The sequence below is a fragment of the Saccharibacter sp. 17.LH.SD genome (assembly GCF_009834805.1).
Taxonomy (GTDB): Bacteria; Pseudomonadota; Alphaproteobacteria; order Acetobacterales; family Acetobacteraceae; genus Saccharibacter.
This window is the reverse complement of record NZ_WVHO01000010.1, coordinates 314,251-332,498: the sequence shown is the minus strand read 5'-3', so window position 1 is coordinate 332,498 and position 18,248 is coordinate 314,251. Positions and strand designations below refer to the sequence as shown.

Sequence of the window (18,248 nt, the reverse complement as noted above, 5' to 3'; positions counted from 1 at the left end):
TTCCCCTTTATGTTTGTTTTTGTTCCCTGATATTCTTGTTAGAGTTCTCCGTCCAGATCGTCCAGAGGAGATGCAGGCATGCCATGATGGCAGGTCCAAGGAACAATCCTAGAAGACCCCATGTCTCTGCACCGCCGAAAATTCCGAGAAGAACCCAGAGGAAAGGCACTTTTGTGTTGCCGCCAATGAGAACGGGACGGATGAAGTGATCGGCCACGAAGAGCACAATAGCGCCGATGACCCATACAATAATAGCTGCAATGGCACTGCTTTGTGTGGCGACCATCAGAAGAGCAACTCCAGTGACGGCGATCCATCCCAAAAGAGGCACCATGGCTGCCACCGCTGTAACAAGGCCGAAGATGATGGGTTGAGGGGCTCCAGCAATTGCGTAGGCAATTCCCATGACGACACCTTCACCCAAACCAACTAAGACAAGGCCTGAGACAGTCCCATGAACAGAAGAGATGATCTGACGTGCCAATGTCTCTCCCTGGCGTCCAAAAAGCCGTTGTGAGCTGCCTAAGAGCTTTGTGGTAATGCTATCGCCATCCTTCAAAATGAAGAAAAGTGTTAGCAAGGAAAAGAAAAAGAGAATGACAACATGCACGAGCGGAGCAACGCGCGAGCCGACTTGATGAGTCATGCTCAGGCCTTTGCTCAAATTCATACCCGCAGAATCAAATAATTCATGAATCTGTTCTGGCTGAGCTAAATGGGTTTGCCAGAATGTATGAATTTTGGCTGAAACGAGCGGAATGCGTTGTACCCACTGAGGTTCAGGGAGCCCTGTGTGCAAGATGCTATTGACCCACAAAAGCGCATCTTGAAGTTCATCGACTATTTTATAGGCGATGAATATTGCGGGTAAAATGAAAACCAGGGCCAGCGCACATGTGAAGATAGATGGGAGCCATACAGAATTTCCAAAGCGTTCCTCTGCTCTGCGATAAAGAGGCCAGAGAGCGATGGAGAAAATGCCCCCCCAAATCAGGGCGGGAAGGAAGCGTTGTAACGCCCAAAGCCCCGCAAGGATGAAAAATAATGAGAGAAAGCCTCGGGCACGACGTTGGAAGTTCCCCGAAGGAGGAGGTAACCGCAGGTGGTTGTGCTCCCCATGTGTTGGTGGTGTGTTGGTCATTGAGAAGAAAGCCTCAGCCTATTCGTGATAAGTTCAGGGGTAATACCTATCTTCATTGAATGGTCAACTCCCCGAGAATGACAATAATGCGAGTTTTGGCAAATAATAAGGCATGTCATCAGCGCGTTGAATATTTTGGGTAAAGTGCAGCATGAATGACGCCTTCATCCTCTTTAGGAAAAAAACCGTGGCGTAGGAAGAGATCAATGATAACGAGGTTAACATTAAACTTGAAATCATCCGTTTTTTGAATACGACGAAAGACCTCAGCAAGTGGTTTCAAGTGAAATGCTTCGACTTCGCCGTCAGAGGGGATAGGAATAAAGTCTTCCGGCAAGAAAAGGTCATAACAATAGAGCCGATCACGCCTTAACCCTTCGGGGCGTAGCATCGCATAGCATAAGGTGCTCACATGCGTGGCTTTTTGAACTAAAGTTTCAGGGATAGACGCTTCTTCTTGGGCTTCTTTAATAATAGTCTCTTTTGGAGAAAGACCGCTGCTCATCCCCCCTGCGACAAGATGATCCAACTTCCCAGGGTCAAGACGTTTTGTTTGGCTACGTTGTGCAACCCAGAGGAACAAGGTGTCGTCTTTTTTAACAAGACCGTTAAGATGAACCCCGGCAGCTTCCACACCGAGAAGTGGGATAAGGCCACGGTCTATTTGATCGAGAATAACGTTGTCAGGAGAGGTGACATCAAACCATTCCCGAAATGGACGGTAAATATTTTGATCCGCAAGTAGGATGCTCAGACGTTTGATACTATCAGGCTGAGTTAAGGTGGCACGCGTGTCTGTAATGGAGATGAAAGGGGCATATCCATTACTTTTCAGGTGCGGGACAACGTTTGGGTCAATCCACCCGACAAGTATGTCTGTGCGATAAAGTGGAAGGCGTCCATGAGGAAGAGTGACGTTTCGGCATCGTTCTATATGACGTAGAAAAGGTCGGCTCTCAGGTGAAAGTGTTTGCGCGTGTGTCACGTTTTCTTGTCTCGTCAAAAGAGAAGGTGATTGTAAAGCGTTCTGAGTGTTCTACATAGTGAGCTTATGAGTTCGTTAAATCCACCCCGTCTTTCTTTAAAAGCTTTTTGGGTGTTATTGCGCCCGCACCCTTTACGGCCAATCGTGGTGCGTATTCTCTTAGCATGTGGCCTCTTATTGCTTGAAAGCAGTGTATCTGTGGCGACGCCCTGGGTATTTAGCCACATGGTGCAGCAACTTTCAGGTGGGGCATTAGTCACCAAAGCTATTGTTGCATTACTTGTACAATATGCTTTTCTACGATTTATCGAGAGTGTCGCAGGTCCTTTGCGGGATATTATTGTTGTACCGCTGCGCGCTTTTTTGAAGCGGCGCGTTGTTTTACTAGGTCTTGAGCATATTTATCGTCTCAGCGCGCGCTTCCATGCGGACCGCCAAACAGGCGCTTTGACCCGCATTTTGGATAGAGGGGCTGACGCTGCGGGCTCATTGTTGGATTTATCACTCTCTAATGTGTTACCTAATGTGATTGGGTTGCTGCTGACTTTCGGTGTTATTATACACGTATTTAATTGGCAGTATGTGTTCTTGCTCCTCGGAACCGTTATTTTATACGCCATAATTTCATACATATTCACAAAGCTCCGTATGGCAGCGCGGCGCCAGCGTAATCAGGCGAATAATGCCGCACACCATCATCTTGTTGATGGTATTACGAATCTTGAAACCGTTCGTGCTTTTGGAAATGAACGTTACGAAGTGACGCAACATGATACGGTTCGTGCGCGTTTGCAGAAGGCAGATATTCGTTTGCAATATCTTGTGAGTTCATCGCAGATCGTGCGGAATATTATTATTGCATTTGCGACTATTCTGCTTTTGGGCTTGGCGATTATTGATATTGTACATCATCGGATTGGGGTGGCTCAGTTCGTCTTGATCGGTACGTACATTCGTAACGTTTATGCTGCAGTAGGGGCCTTAAATTACGTTGGGGCGGGGTGGCGTAATGCGCGTGTCGATATGGAAAATTATTTGGAACTCCTGGCACTCACACCTGAAATTGCATCACCTCCTCAGCCTCATTTCCTGTCAGTTGGGCATAAGGAGGCAGGTGGTGTTGCGGTAGAGTTCTCGCATGTTTCTTTTGGGTATGATCCTTCGCGTTTGATTTTGAAAGATATCACGTGTTGTATCCCCGCAGGGAAAACATTGGCCGTTGTGGGGCAGACGGGATCGGGGAAATCGACACTCGCACGACTGATCAGCCGGTTATACGACCCGATACAGGGGGAAATTTCTTTTGATGGGTATGATATCCGTTCTCTGTCATTGGATAATTTGAGGCAACAACTCGGAATTGTGCCGCAGGAATGCATTTTGTTTAATGCGAGCATAGGGGACAATATTGCTTATGGGCGCGTTGGTGCCTCGTTTGAAGAGGTGCGGGAGGCGGCTCATCGTGCACAAATTGGAGATTTTATAGAATCCCTTCCCAATGGATATGACACGTTGGTTGGGGAACGCGGGTTAAAACTCTCAGGAGGTGAGAAGCAACGTGTGGCGATTGCTCGTGTTATTTTACGAGACCCACGCCTGCTCATTTTGGATGAAGCAACAAGTGCTTTGGATACGCAGACGGAGGCGCGCATTCAAAGAGAATTATCGTCCCTTTCGCATGGGCGCACAACATTTATTATCGCTCATCGATTATCCACCGTCCAGGATGCCGATCATATCATGGTGTTGGGAGATGGATGTATTGTGGAAGAGGGAACTCATGCCACTTTACTGGCTTTAGAAGGAAAATATGCCTCAATGTGGTCTGCACAGGCCGGAAGGGGTTCCCTATAACGCATTTACAGTCTAGAGGAGGGACCGGGCTGCGGTTCTGTCTGATGAAAGAGGGCAGAAAGGCTTGACGTTTTGTGAACTATCGGCCATAAGCCCGCCTTATTTACGGAACACGTGTGGGCATTTAGCCCTTACGTATCACAGCATCGAGGAAGTTCTATGTCTCGCCGTTGCCAAGTCACGGGCAAAGGGGTACTGACGGGCAACAACGTCAGCCACGCTCATAACAAAACCCGTCGTCGTTTCCTGCCCAACCTTCAGGAGACCACTCTGCTTTCTGATATCCTAGGGACGCCAATTCGCATGCGTCTTACGACCAAGGGTATCCGTACGGTCGAGCATAATGGTGGGCTTGATTCCTTTCTTTTAGGAACACCAAATCGCAAGCTTCCACCAGAAGCTCTTGTGATCAAGCGCCGCATTCTTCGGGTGCAAGAGCGTAAGGCTGCCCAGCAGGGTTAAGGCCTGGTTAGCCCTGGTTAAGGGCCGTTTTCTTTAGGGGAACCCTGCTAAAGAATTATGATATCCCATTGAAGTGAACAGGGTTCGTTGAGGTGTTTCGGGCAGCCTGAAACACCTTTCCTTGCATTTTGGAGGTTTCCCGTGACCGACGATAGCGTCCAGAGCGCCAAGTCCGCTCTTTCAAAGATTCGTAATATTGGTATTACCGCTCATATTGACGCAGGTAAGACCACGACGACTGAGCGTATGCTGTTCTATACCGGTATGTCCCACCGTATTGGTGAGGTGCATGACGGTAACACAACGACCGACTATATGGCTCAAGAGCGTGAGCGCGGTATCACGATTACGTCTGCTGCCGTGACGTGTGAGTGGAACGGCAATCGCATCAACATCATCGACACACCAGGCCATATTGACTTCAACATTGAAGTGAATCGTTCTTTGCGTGTGCTTGATGGAGCCATCTTCGTGATTGAAGGTGTGGCCGGTGTGCAGCCTCAGTCTGAAACGAATTGGCGTTTGGCTGATCGCTATAATGTGCCGCGTATCATCTTTATCAACAAGCTCGACCGTACAGGGGCCGACTTCTATTACGCTTTCAGCACATTGAAGGAAAAGCTGGATATTGTGGCGATCCCACTGCAGCTTCCTATCGGTGCCGAAGACAAAATGGTGGGTGTTGTTGATCTCGTTGAGATGCGCGCTATCGTTTGGGAAGGTGATGACCTCGGCGCTTCGTTCCATTACGAAGAAATCCCAGCCGATATGAAAGAAAAGGCTGAAGAGGCACGTCAAAACCTGCTCGATACAGCTCTTGCTGCTGATAATGAAGCAATGGAAGAGTATTTCGAGAAGGGGGATGTCGATATCGCTACCCTGAAACGTGCCATCAAGAAGGGGACGATCTCTGGTGAGTTCCGCCCTGTTCTCTGTGGTACGGCCTTTAAGAATAAGGGTGTTCAGCCACTTCTTGACGCTGTGATCGATTATCTGCCAGCTCCTGATGAAGTTGAAGGTATCCGTATTGCGCCACCAGAAGGTGAAGAAGTTGATGAAGACTTCCTGCCGATCGTTCCGGTAGAGCCAGAAGGGAAGTTTGCAGGGTTGGCCTTTAAGATCATCTCTGACAAATACGGAACGCTGACCTTCGTTCGCGTTTATCGCGGTGTGCTGAATTCAGGCGATACGGTTCTGAACACCACGAAGGGTACGAAAGAGCGTGTTGGCCGTATGTTCCAGATGCACGCTGACAAACGCCAAGAAGTGAAGTCTGTTGGTGCGGGTGATATTGCAGCGTTCGTTGGTCTGAAAGACACAGGAACGGGTGATACATTGGCTGATGCGTCCGACCCTGTGGTTCTGGAGCGTATGCAGTTCCCAGTGCCTGTGATCGATATTTCGGTTGAGCCACGCACGAAAGACGCTGTTGAGAAAATGACCTTGGCGCTGCAAAAGCTGACCGCTGAGGATCCATCCCTTCAGCTTCGCACAGACCAAGAAACCGGACAGACCATTCTTTCTGGTATGGGTGAGCTTCATCTTGATATTATCGTGGACCGTTTGCGCCGCGAATATGGGGTTGATGCGAACATTGGTGCGCCTCAGGTGGCTTATCGTGAGACGATCACGAAGTCCCACACAGAGACCTACACCCATAAGAAACAGTCTGGTGGTTCTGGTCAGTTCGCTGAGGTGAAGATCACCTTCGAGCCTTCTGGTGAGAAAGATCAGATTATTTTCGAAAATAAAGTGGTTGGTGGTTCTGTTCCGAAGGAATATATCCCAGCTGTTGAGAAGGGTATCCGTAACCAGGCATCAACCGGTGTGTTGGCTGGCTTCGAGACGGTGGACTTCAAGTTCACGCTGGAAGATGGTAAATACCATGATGTTGACTCCTCGGCTCTGGCCTTTGAGATCGCCGCTAAGGCATGCTTCCGTGAAGGGATGAAGAAGGCTGGTCCAGTCATTCTTGAGCCAATCATGGATGTTGAGATCACAACACCAAACGATCACGTTGGTGACGTGGTGGGTGACCTTAACCGTCGCCGTGGTATCATTCAGAACCAGGAAGTGATGGGGTCTACGGTTCTCATTCGTTCCCAGGTGCCGTTGAAAGAAATGTTCGGTTACATTTCTCATCTGCGTTCGGCAACGAAGGGCCGTGCATCCTTCACCATGCAGTTCCATCACTATGACCCAGTACCACGCAACGTGGCTGATGAGATTATGGAATCACGCGCTTAAGATTTTTCTTTATCGCGGATTAAAAAAAGCCCTCGCCGTGAAAATGGCGGGGGTTTTTTGTAATAAGCGTAACTGTTGAAAGATGGGCTTGACATAAAAATCTTTTTGAGTTTTTTACAATGAATAGGTGATGGATTTCCGCCTGGCCGATTTTGAGCCGAACCGCCCACGATGATGGGCTGATGATTCCTACCGGTGACTATAGTCAGGGGGTATTTCCCCTGTTGGCATGGCAAGGGGGAGTCTTTTATGTCGATTTCATTATTACAAAAATATGCTTCTATTGGCCTAGGGTTGCTGCGTTGGCTCCTTGTGTTGGTGCCCATGTCGCTTGCCGTGGGGAGTGGCTGCGCGTTGCTTCTATGGCTTTTAGAAGAAGCGACTCTCTATCGTTTCGCGTATCCTGCTTTGCTTTATGCGCTCCCATTTGCGGGGGTAGCTGTCGGGCTTATCTATTATTGGTGGGGTGGGCGCGCTGAAGGGGGTAATAACCTCATTCTGGATGAGATTGATAAGCCCAATGAGGGGGTTCCTCTGCGGATGGCGCCGCTGATTTTATTGGGCACGGTAGTAAGCCATCTATTTGGCGCCTCAGTGGGGCGTGAGGGGTCGGCTGTTCAGATTGGGGGTAGTTTAGCCAGCACGTTTGGGCGTTGGTTCCATTTTGATGAACGTCAAACGCGTATCCTATTGATCGCAGGGGTGGCTGCCGGCTTTGGGGCTATCTTTGGAACACCTATCGCAGGAGCAGTATTTGGATTGGAGGTGCTCGCAGTTGGGCAGATAAGCTATAGTGCGATTTTGCCTTCTATGTTGGCGTCCGTCATTGCAGATTGGACATGCTACCAATGGGGCATCCACCATCCAACCTATCCGATGGGTTTCCATGGGATAGCTGATGCTAAAGGTCTTGTCCCACATGCCAATGCGTGGCTCTTGCTTAAAGTGTGTGTTGCAGCACTGGCTTTTGGTTTAGTCAGCCGTCTTTTTGTTGAATCGGTTCAATTTCTTTCATCGATCGTAAAGAAAATTTGTCCGCAAAGTTGGTTACGTCCTCTGATCGGCGGTGTGCTCACCATTGTTTTGGTGTGGATTTTGGGTACACGAGACTACCTTGGGTTAGGGATTATTGCGCCAGAGGTTGGTGGGGCGTCCATTATCAATTTTTTTGGGACGTCGCATTATACGTGGTCGTGGCTGTTGAAGCTTGTTTTCACTGTGGTTGCACTGTCCTGTAGCTATAAGGGTGGTGAGGTGACGCCACTCTTCTTTATCGGTGCAGGGCTTGGCAATGCTTTGGCTCCCGTGCTGGGTGTGCCCAATGATCTCCTCGCAGGTGTCGGCTTTATGGCTGTTTTTGCTGCGTGTGCGAATACGCCCATGGCCTGCATCTTTATGGCGGTTGAGCTGTTTGGGAGTGCGAATATCGTCTATTACGCATTGGGTTGCGTGGTCGCTTATCTCGTTTCGGGCTATACAGGCATTTACTTATCGCAACGTGTTGAAGCGCCCAAAATTTGGAATAAGAGCTTCGTTCCTGGAACGATTCTTCGCCAAGCCCGATTAGGCCAATGGGGCAAGCCTACTCTATAAAGTAGCTTTTTTTGCGTGGCGTGTATGGGAGATAAACACCATCAACGTCACGCAAAAAATAAGAGCAGGGTAGATGAGGTGCGCCGTGGAGTAGGCCATTAAAAGAGCAACAGGGATGATGGCGCCCAGAGCGATGATTTTTGGCAATATTCCTTGAGAGAGTTTGCATAATGCAGCCGCGGCTATTCCATAGAGAATGAGAAAATTCATTCCGGCAGACGATAACAGCGTTGAAATATTAATGGATAAAGCTGCAGAGAGTAGTACGACACTTGTCATTATCCCTCCTGTCACGGTAACGGCTGCAACAGGAATTCCGCGGCGCTCATAAGACAATTGTTTGAATTTGATGCTGCGGTAGATCATGCGTGATATCCCCCAGACAGCGGCAAAAAGATTGGTCCAGATCAGCAAGGTTGCACCAATGGCGACAATGGTTTCGGCTTGTGTTTTATTGCCCAAGAATTTTGTAAAAACGTCTAAGAATGGATGAGCGTTCCAAAAATTTTTACCACCATTGGTCACAATGAGTGCGCAGAAAATATAAAAAATGCTGATGACGAGCCAAGAGGAAGCGATGGCTATCGGAATATTTCGTCTTGGGTTTGTAAATTCTTCGGATAAGCCCAGAGAAACTTCCCACCCAGAAAATGCAAAAAAGACGAGCATAAAGGGAGAAAAAGCTGACCATTTTGGAAATGGGATGGATGTGTTGATTGTTAGGTGAACACTGAAAAGACCGGCACTGATTAAAATAATTAAAAAACCGATGACCGCGATAGAAGCATAAATACCAATCCTTGCAGCGCCTTTTGCTGAAAAGAGATTAGCGAGAGTCGCTGTGATAAGCATTAAGGCTCCTGCACTCCATGCCGGGAGTGAAAAAGCTCCTTGAAGATAATATCCACCTGTTAAGGCAACTGAGGGGATGCCGAGGATGAATGTGCCAAAAAGTAAAGTTGACGTGAATAAACTTCCAAATCGTCCAAAAGCTTGTTGTGCGACATGAATAGCACCTCCTGCATTTGGGTAGTTGATGGCAAGCATCATGAAAACGGTGAGCAGGGGAGCCACAACAAGCGATGCTATGATCCATGTCCAAAAGGATTGAATGCCTGCGATGCCGGCTGCCAACCCTGGGAGGGAAAGAATGCCTGCTCCAATAACGTTATTGAGCATCATGGCTGTGCCTGAAAGAGGGCCTAATGTGTTGTGGAGGCGCTTCGTGTGGGGGGTTGTCATATTTTATTTATAAACTCATCAGCAGTAAGAGCGAGAATGATTAAATTATACGTAGGGAGAAGTGAACATGATAATGGAAAGTCTTATTATTGGGTAAAGTTGAGTGTAGATTAATCTGTACTAGAGGAGTCAACTTACATTGATCAGATTATTCTTTAAACATCATAAATAAAATTTATAAGAGGATTCAATTTTTTTATAAAAAAATTCATCATTCCGTAATGTCCTGTTCAGCTAACATATTGATTTATTTTTATTTATTGAAATTTTCATTGAAAAATAAAATCTAAACATCATTAATATGATGCAAAACATGTGAAAACAAATTATAGTAAAAGACACTACCCGACTTATATACAGTGAGGGAAAGATGACCGACTATTCCACAGATTCAGGTACTGTTTATTCGATAAATTCGAATTCTGGATTAATTACGAATGTACTCTTCCCGAGTTCATCCGTACAGATTACCGATCCTAATGGGGATACGGTATATTCAAATGATAGTCTTCCGAATACGAGTATTCTTTTCCCTGGTGCATCATCCTACTTTAACATTTTAAGTTCAGGGGACTACATTGTGGCACCAGGGGCTACGGGTAATATGACCCTGGCTTCCGGTGTTACCAGTACGATCTGGGTTGGTGGGGCTATCAATTATTCAGCTCTCGTGGCGACGGCGACCAACACTACATTTAATGTAGATGGTGGGTCATTAAAAGCCACAGTTGGTGAGCTTGGTAGTACTGCGACGAAAATGACGGTAAATTTAACAAATGGGGGTGTGTTTTCGGAGGCGTTGTCTACTAGTTCTCTATTGTCTTCAACGACGATCAATTTCGGAACAGGAGGTGGTACCTATATTGCAAATACGGGTGGTGCCATTATCAACTTAACCTCACAAAAGATTAATGGGTTTAACAGCGCACGCGATTATATTCAGTTTATTAATATGCCCTCTGACCCGGTTAGTTATAAAATAACAAATAAAAATGCCGGGGGTATTTTGGGGATTGGAGATACATCTTCACAAACAATTGATATTTTTGATGCTTCGGGAAATAAAATTGCCTCAGTGACCGTCACGGGGATTAATTTCCCAGCTGGATCGTATAAAGTTGGAGCTAATGGGCCTCTGACTGTCTCAGATTCTGGCAGTACCATTACGGTAGAGGCTACACCTGTTACATGCTTCTTAGAAGGATCAATGATCCAGACGGCTGATGGTGACAAGGCTGTAGAAGATATCCGTGTGGGTGATGAGCTGGTTACGTTCGATTGGCGTGAGAACCAGCAGGTTATGCGCCCAGTTGTATGGGCAGGAAAAGCGCATTGCCGCGTTACTCCAGAGTTAACAGATGACAAAGCGGGTTATCCTGTTCGTATCCTTAAAGATGCCTTTGCGGAGGGTGTGCCGTTTAAGGATATGCTCATTACCGCGGAACATTGCTTGTTCTTTGATGGTAAGTTCGTACCGGTGCGTATGCTCGTTAATGGGCGTTCAGTGTTCTATGACAAGTCGATCACATCCTATGACTATTACCATATAGAAACGAAGAATCATGCTGTTATTATAGCGGATGGCATGTTGAGCGAGAGTTATCTAGATACGGGTAATCGTCATGCGTTTGATCAATATGACGACAATTCCATGTCTACTCTTACGCGTCGTCTGACGTGGGATGAATCTGCAGCAGCGCCATTGGATGTATCACGTGAATTTGTTGAACCTTTGTTCCGCCAGATTGAGACGCGTGCAGAGCATATCCAGTGCGCTGCGAAGTCGGTGGCGCCGACATTAACGGATGATATGGATTTACATCTCATCACCGATACAGGGTTGCTGCTTCGTCAGCGGCGTGAGCGTAATGGGCGTGTTATCTTTTCCATTCCAGCCGGGGTGAAATCGGTGCGTCTTGTATCGAATGCAAGCCGCCCGAGTGATGTGATTGGTCCATTCGTTGATGATCGACGTTATTTTGGCGTCTCAGTTGGTGAAATTGTTGTCTTTAAGGGCGACCAGGTACGCGCTATCACGGCTCACTTAACAGAGAAAACTCTGGAAGGGTGGGGTGATTCTGGAGAAGAAGGTACGCGCTGGACAACCGGTAATGCTGTCCTGCCATTGGGAGAGCATTCGTTCCGCAATATTGGTCTTTTGGCTGTTCAGATTAAAGCAGCAGGGCCTTATGTTCTTAAAAAGACAGAGCATGAAAACGTCGCAATGATCGCGTAGAAACATAGCTTACCCCCGTGCATTATCTTATCACGGGGGTGTTGTTTTAAGTTGTTGGGCATGTCCTCCTCCTGTGCCGTCTCCTATGAAAGAGAGGGGGACAGGAGTTTTTTGTTGAGAACTTACAGATCATCCAAAAACGCGGTTTGCGTGCATGATGGCGATACCAACTTCTCGGAGAAGATCGAAAGAACGCTGTAAGGGGCGGAAGATTTCTTTATGCTCACGCGCAAAGCCTTGAGCGACGCCAGCACCACCTGGTTCACCAAAATCTAAATCCGCGATACTTGGTGCGGTAATTGGGAAGAGATCATCCAATAGATGCAAGGCCCTGGGGACATCGAGGCACAGAATGAGTGTCGTAATTGCTTCGCGCGTTAAGGTTCCTCTTGGTCCGAAGTAAGGAATGTAGGTTGAAAGCCGCCAAATGTGCTCCATTAAAGCGAAGCGGATAACATGCAGGAGTTTTTCATCACTCACCATGGTTGGGGCTTCGGGCCATGCGCTGCATAGTGAAATATGGTCACGTTGAATGCGGCGGAACATCGCAGGAACGGTTTTCCAGAATTCAAGTTCTTCTAGATCGTGAGCAATGCTCAGGAAATGCGCGCGTTCATCTTCTGTTTTGCAATGCGCTGCACGGTTCAACCAAGTGCCGGGATCAAGCTGATGAAGGGTTGTCCGTAAAATATTAATATCAGAATGGGCCAGCCCTTGATGAGCAAAATCCATTAGTTGACGGAAGCGAGGGGAATTCTTTTGCAAATGCGCAAAGGTTTTAGGATGACGTTCTGCAGCTGCACCAAGCCCATGAAGAATATTAGCCCACCAGCCAAGTTGTTGAAGAATGGCATTATTGGGAATCGCACGGATCTGCCCAGGATGGGTAATCCGGTTGACGGTTGCGGTATCTGATTGACGGGCAGAAGGACGTGAACCTGTTTTATCCACTAAAGCAGGTCCAAAAGCGCCTAGAAGTGCTGTATAGCCAGGGTCATCCACAAGATCCCCCATCTTCATGGCGATGGTGGAGAAGAAGTCCATGGCAAAATCGGGACGATCATAAAGAGGGTCACGCCGTTCTGCTTCAGTAATATCGTTTCTTTGTGTGGACGCGCATTCTGCAAGGGTGGCTATGGTTGAGCTAGCGAGCGCCTTGGTGCCAAAAAGAGCGTAGCCATCGCCGCCTTGGAAAGCCGTCTCAACCCGATAGCTAATGCCAGCATCCTTAAAGGCTTGGCGTGTATGGGGAGGCGAGAAATAACTCAGGCGTTCTTTAAGGCTGAAAGGATGCGCTCCGCGTCCAATGCTTTCACCATGTGTATCGAACATGGTGAGGGCGACATCTTGCAGGCCATATTCCTTCATAAGGGCGAGGGTGCGCATACGTAGGCGCTCGACCATAGTCGCCGCGGCAATTTGTCCGACATAACGCCCAGAGTCGGAATAACCAAATTGCAGGGATAGTCTTCCGTTCGCGCGGAGATAGTGACGCCAATGCGGGGAGCGGAAAGCTTCTTCCAAGATTGTTTCACCATCTTCAAGAGCAGAAGCTGTTTCGAAAAGAGGTGAAATTTCAATTTGGTGGTCTTTGATGCCAAAGAGACGCGCCAACCACAGAGTTGCGAGTAATGTATAGCCGCTTTCCGTCTCCGCGATGAGGAAGCGGATCGGCGCACCTGAATCAATATGTTTCAGGATTTGCGCCATGGTCATCATGAGACGTGCTGCGGCGCTGGGCTCTACCAAGAGGGCGCCGAAATCAACGGCCAAGGGCTCAAGCTCATCCATAGCGGCATCAATATGCGTTAGGAGCGCTTGCCGATGGAAAGGTAGCGTTGGGTCATCTGTGAGACCCAGACGTGTGCGGGCAACGTTATAAATCTGAGCGGCATTAAGACGTGTGTGAATATGGGCCAAGCTCAGCCCATGCGTTACAAAGCCTGTGCGAATGACATCCAGCTGTTCGGCGTGTTCTGGAGAAAGATTACGAGCGGCTTCATCGAAAAGCGGTTGAAGAGAATGGGCGTCAAGCAAGGCTGCATCGTGACGTGCGATAAGATCGCGTGCAAATGTAGCAATTGCCTCTGGGGCGGGTTGTTTCCCTGGTTTTTGAGAACGGGGGCAGGCATCAAACTGTTCAGTGGTGGCCGTAATGGCGGTTGCAACGCGCTGTCCGAGGGCTGTGTTTTGAAGGCCAAGTGTGTTGAGCCCATCATTAAGGCGATGAAGCTGGGCAATTTTTAAGCCAAGGCGGATGCGAATAGTGTCCCACCAACCAATGTCATTGCGGCCATCCGTGTCAAAACCAACCCATGTTGCAAGACGGATCGGGGCAGGGGTGAGCGCATGTGCTGCAGGCCAGCGTTTGCGGGCGGCGCGTAAAATAGCATGAGTAAGTTCATCAAGGGAGTCGCGGCCACGTTGGATGGCCTTAAGAGCAAGGCTTTGCTCTTCATCAAGGGTTGGTGGTGCTGGACGCCGATGCGTTGTGAGTGTGGGGACGTTACATGACGGGTCTTCTGCACGGTGGGCAAGAAGATCATACACCTCATTGGCGAGGGCGAAGGTGGGGTGCGCTGTAAAAACCGCAGCAATATCGGTGACTGAAAGAGCTTCGGGAGAGGAAGCTTGAGCAACAAGTTTCTTTGCCGCTTGTTCCAGGCGAAGGGAGGGTGACACCATTTCACCATGCTGCTCGAGCCCAACATACCGACGGAGAGCATCGGCACGTGTCGCAAAATTTTGATCACGAAGCTGGCGCACGACATGCTCCAGCGTCTCTATTCCTTTTTCAGACCCGCTTTGCTCAGCCAAGGATGTAATGAGTTTAGGGAGGCTGTGCGTTGCGTCATCAAGAGAGGCGCTTAACACGTCAACAAACTCGGAGGGAGAGGCATCAGTCAAGGAGGCGCGGTCAGGCATCGGGATCGGTCTCATTATTTTTCAAGATAGAGGCTGGGAGGAATGTTTCATGATCCTCTTCAGAGCGCAAGCATTCCTGTTCACTGGGGACCATGCTACAGAATGGGGCTCCAAATAGTGAGGCGTAGAGTCATTATGGCGAAAAAACAACAGCAAGAGAAGTGGAAGAAGCCTAAACCGGGGAGTTTGGCCACAATGCTGTTGGTTGGTATGGGGGCGGCGGCTGTGGGAAGTAGCCTCCCTTATTGGCGTCACCTTTATGGTGAAACCTTTACTCTGGATATTATTCGCTCTGGTACCCGTGCCGGTGTGGTTGGTGGGTTGGCTGATTGGTTTGCGGTGACAGCTTTGTTCCGTCATCCTATGGGAATTCCAATCCCGCATACGGCGATTTTACCCAAACGTAAGGCGCAACTTGGTAAGGCTTTGGGGCGTTTTGTCGCGGAACATTTTTTTACAGACCACGATATGGCTGTATTGCTCGGGCGTTTCAATTTTACGCAGGTTGTGGTCAAGACATTGCGGGAACCTGCCGTAACAGAGGCCGTGTTACGGCATTTTCGTACTATTATACCGGGTTTGCTAAAACGTCTGGAAAATGGTCAAGGGACAGTCATTTTAGAGCATATGGTCCCTATTTTTCTGCGAGGGGAAGGGGCCATTCCACTTGTTGTCCGTGCGATGCGTGCGATGGTGGATGAAGACGTACATCAAGAAGTTTTTTCGTTCTTTCTTGTGCAGTTTAAAGAGTTTGTCTTGGCACATGAGGGAGAATTGCATCGTTTTGTAGAAGAGCGTGTGCGTGAGCAAGGTGGACGTCTGGTAGGATGGGCTATTGGCGGGAGAGTGGCTTCTCAAGCATTGGGAGCTCTTAAGGTAGAATTGGAACGTGTTGACCCCAAAAATTCGGAATTGCGTCATGGTTTTACGCGATGGGTTAACACAAAGTTGGATGAGCTTGAAGAAAACCCGGAGCAACTCACGCGTATTATGGACCGGATGGCGGATTTTCTGACGCATGATACGTTAAAGGAATGGGGCGGTGGGCTTTGGCGGCGTCTACGGAAGATGGCGGAAGACGACAGCCATCGCGATGATGGATGGGGCGCTGAAGCCTCAGAAGCCTTATTACAACAAGGGATAAGCGTTTTAGAAACCAATACGGAGTTTTCGAATAAAATTAATCAGCTCGTGAGTAAGGGCATTTTGTATATTGTTCCGGGTATTCGCCAAGAGGTTGCAGCCCTCATCCCGAGAGTTATGGAGAAGTGGGATTCTACGAGTTTGACAGAACGTTTGGAGAATGGTGTCGGGCAGGATTTAGCGTTTATTCGTATTAATGGTACCGTGGTTGGTTTCTTAGTGGGTGCTTTCTTAGAAGTTTTTTTTGGTCTCCTCTTTGGTTGAAAAAAGGCGTATCTCCATGTTGTTGATGGCCGTTGGGAAGAGAACAACTTAAGGCTTCCTTATAAGAAAAGCTGATAGACACACATAAGTAGAAATATCTTGACCTAGAGCGGCTTATGGGCCAAACCATTAAAGAGGACTATACAGGTCTTAAATGCCACGTAACAGGTTCTGGGTTATTTATTGTGCTGAGACTCTCCAAACTCACTGACTATGCAGCCGTTATCCTTGTGCGTTTAGGACGTCGCGGAGAACTCACAACAGCGACGACCCTTGCGCAGGAGACAGGTATACCCGAGCCAACGGTCGCGAAGCTCCTCAAAGGGTTAGCCGCCGGAAAGTTGGTGGAATCCTATCGTGGAGCACGTGGGGGATACCGTTTAGCTGAAGAGTTGGACCATATTTCTGTTGCGCGTGTCATCAGGATTGTGGATGGGCCGATCTGTGTGACCGCCTGCTGTGATGGCCGTGAATGCAACCATGGGGAAACCTGTGGGCTTTCAGGGCAGTGGGATATGGTCAATCAGGCCATTTGTCGGACGTTAGAGGGGATTACTCTAGCGGATATGGCAAAGCCTGGGGGGCTAAGTTTGGAGGCGCAAGATTCAGCGCCGAACGATAAAGTCAGAACAAAAGATATGCTGGTATCTGGCTAGCAGGGGGAAATCATGCCGGCTGTATCGGAAACCCGTGAAACTGTCGAAAAGATTGCTGACTCAGGCTATGAGTGGGGATTTGAGACAGATATTGAGATGGAAATCGCTCCGAAAGGCTTGAATGAGGATATCGTTCGCCTGATTTCAGAGCGGAAGGGCGAGCCTGAATGGATGCTAGAATGGCGTCTGAAGGCGTTTCGTGCGTGGCAGGAAATGGAAGAGCCTCGTTGGCCTAAAGTAAAATATCCGAAAATTGATTATCAGGATGCGCACTATTTCGCTCAGCCTAAGAAGAAGCCAGGGCCCAAAAGCCTTGATGAGGTTGATCCTGAACTGCTCAAAACCTACGAAAAGCTGGGTATTCCTTTACATGAGCAAGAGCTTCTTGCCGGTGTAGAAGGAGCGGGGGAAGGTCGTTCTCCTGTTGCTGTTGACGCTGTGTTTGATAGCGTTTCGGTGGCGACAACGTTCCGCAAGCAACTGGCTGAAGCTGGGGTGATTTTCTGTCCCATTTCTGAAGCTATTCGGGATTATCCTGACTTGGTGCGGCAGTATATCGGTAGTGTTGTGCCCCCTGGCGATAATTTCTTTGCGGCTCTGAATTCAGCCGTTTTCACAGATGGTTCGTTTGTGTACGTGCCAGAAGGTGTGCGCTGCCCCATGGAGCTTTCAACCTATTTCCGTATTAATGCGCGAAATACAGGACAATTTGAGCGGACACTCATTATCGCGGAAGATCGGGCGACTGTTTCCTACTTAGAAGGATGCACAGCACCGCAACGTGATGAAAACCAGCTTCATGCCGCCGTTGTTGAGCTTGTGGCGATGGAAGAGGCGTCCATCAAATATTCAACGGTGCAGAATTGGTATCCTGGTGATGAAAACGGTAAAGGCGGGATCTACAATTTTGTGACGAAGCGTGGTTTGTGTAAAGGGGCACGGTCGCGTATCTCGTGGACGCAAGTTGAGACAGGGTCTGCTGTTACATGGAAATATCCGTCTTGCATTTTGGCAGGAACGGGCTCCGTGGGAGAGTTTTATTCGGTTGCCGTGACGAACCGTCATCAGCAGGCCGATACGGGCACGAAGATGATTCACTTGGCTCCCGATACACGGTCAACGATTGTTGCGAAAACGATTTCCGCTGGGAAGTCAGACAGTACCTATCGTGGGCTGGTGCGGATGCAGCCTAAGGCACGTAATGGCCGGAACTTTACGCAGTGCGATAGTTTGCTGATTGGTGATCAATGTGGTGCTCATACGGTGCCTTATATTGAAAGCCGCAATCTGAGCGCTCGTATCGAACATGAAGCGACGACATCGAAGATATCGGAAGATCAGATGTTTTATTGCCGCTCGCGTGGTTTTTCGGAAGAAGAAGCGGTTGGGTTGATTGTAAACGGCTTCTGTCGAGAAGTTCTTAAAGAATTACCAATGGAATTTGCTGTCGAAGCACAAAAATTGCTTCAGATCAGTCTTGAAGGAAGTGTGGGGTAAAAA

12 protein-coding genes and 1 riboswitch are annotated in these 18,248 nt (G+C 48.5%); of the genes, 8 read left to right on the top strand and 4 right to left on the bottom strand.

All coding sequences use genetic code 11. From position 1 onward, the window contains the following. Window positions 1-7: 7 nt before the first annotated feature. Entirely contained in the window at window positions 8-1,141 is a 1,134-nt protein-coding gene (locus tag GS501_RS06115; RefSeq protein ID WP_160830974.1) for an AI-2E family transporter, read from the bottom strand. Window positions 1,142-1,259: 118 nt separating this feature from the next. After that, on the bottom strand, window positions 1,260-2,126 hold the full coding sequence (locus GS501_RS10120; protein ID WP_370517952.1) for an NUDIX domain-containing protein: 867 nt from the start codon (window positions 2,124-2,126) through the stop codon (window positions 1,260-1,262). Between the two features lie 66 nt (window positions 2,127-2,192). On the opposite strand from GS501_RS10120, the gene GS501_RS06105 reads away from it, so the two are divergent. The 4 genes from GS501_RS06105 (at window position 2,193) to GS501_RS06090 (ending at window position 8,282) form a co-directional block, all read left to right on the top strand. Beyond that, on the top strand, window positions 2,193-3,980 hold the full coding sequence (locus GS501_RS06105) for an ABC transporter ATP-binding protein/permease (RefSeq protein WP_160830973.1): 1,788 nt from the start codon (window positions 2,193-2,195) through the stop codon (window positions 3,978-3,980). Between the two features lie 159 nt (window positions 3,981-4,139). Then, window positions 4,140-4,442: a 50S ribosomal protein L28 gene (rpmB, locus tag GS501_RS06100; protein ID WP_160830972.1), complete on the top strand. Its 303-nt coding sequence runs from the start codon at window positions 4,140-4,142 to the stop codon at window positions 4,440-4,442. A gap of 141 nt (window positions 4,443-4,583) precedes the next feature. After that, on the top strand, window positions 4,584-6,689 hold the full coding sequence (gene fusA, locus GS501_RS06095; RefSeq protein WP_160830971.1) for an elongation factor G: 2,106 nt from the start codon (window positions 4,584-4,586) through the stop codon (window positions 6,687-6,689). A gap of 117 nt (window positions 6,690-6,806) precedes the next feature. Then, a riboswitch (Fluoride riboswitch) is annotated at window positions 6,807-6,888 on the top strand. Window positions 6,889-6,938: 50 nt separating this feature from the next. Further along, entirely contained in the window at window positions 6,939-8,282 is a 1,344-nt protein-coding gene (locus GS501_RS06090; protein WP_160830970.1) for a voltage-gated chloride channel family protein, read from the top strand. Here GS501_RS06090 and GS501_RS06085 read toward each other — a convergent pair. Further along, entirely contained in the window at window positions 8,277-9,524 is a 1,248-nt protein-coding gene (locus GS501_RS06085; RefSeq protein ID WP_160830969.1) for an APC family permease, read from the bottom strand. The genes GS501_RS06090 and GS501_RS06085 overlap by 6 nt on opposite strands. A gap of 370 nt (window positions 9,525-9,894) precedes the next feature. On the opposite strand from GS501_RS06085, the gene GS501_RS06080 reads away from it, so the two are divergent. Then, on the top strand, window positions 9,895-11,760 hold the full coding sequence (locus GS501_RS06080) for a Hint domain-containing protein (protein WP_160830968.1): 1,866 nt from the start codon (window positions 9,895-9,897) through the stop codon (window positions 11,758-11,760). A gap of 129 nt (window positions 11,761-11,889) precedes the next feature. Here GS501_RS06080 and GS501_RS06075 read toward each other — a convergent pair whose 3' ends face one another. Continuing rightward, window positions 11,890-14,685 carry a phosphoenolpyruvate carboxylase gene (locus GS501_RS06075; RefSeq protein WP_160830967.1) on the bottom strand — a complete coding sequence of 932 codons (2,796 nt, stop codon included), beginning with the start codon at window positions 14,683-14,685 and terminating at the stop codon, window positions 11,890-11,892. Between the two features lie 135 nt (window positions 14,686-14,820). Here GS501_RS06075 and GS501_RS06070 point away from each other — a divergent pair, with 135 nt between their 5' ends. From GS501_RS06070 to sufB, 3 genes are all read left to right on the top strand, one after another. Further along, window positions 14,821-16,092, top strand: coding sequence for a DUF445 domain-containing protein (locus GS501_RS06070; RefSeq protein ID WP_160830966.1), 1,272 nt, complete (start codon window positions 14,821-14,823; stop codon window positions 16,090-16,092). A gap of 185 nt (window positions 16,093-16,277) precedes the next feature. Beyond that, window positions 16,278-16,748 (top strand): SUF system Fe-S cluster assembly regulator, encoded by a 471-nt coding sequence (locus GS501_RS06065; RefSeq protein ID WP_160831110.1) that lies wholly within the window; start codon window positions 16,278-16,280, stop codon window positions 16,746-16,748. A 12-nt stretch (window positions 16,749-16,760) separates the two neighbouring features. Next, window positions 16,761-18,245, top strand: coding sequence for a Fe-S cluster assembly protein SufB (sufB, locus tag GS501_RS06060; RefSeq protein ID WP_160830965.1), 1,485 nt, complete (start codon window positions 16,761-16,763; stop codon window positions 18,243-18,245). The last annotated feature ends 3 nt before the right edge of the window (window positions 18,246-18,248 follow it).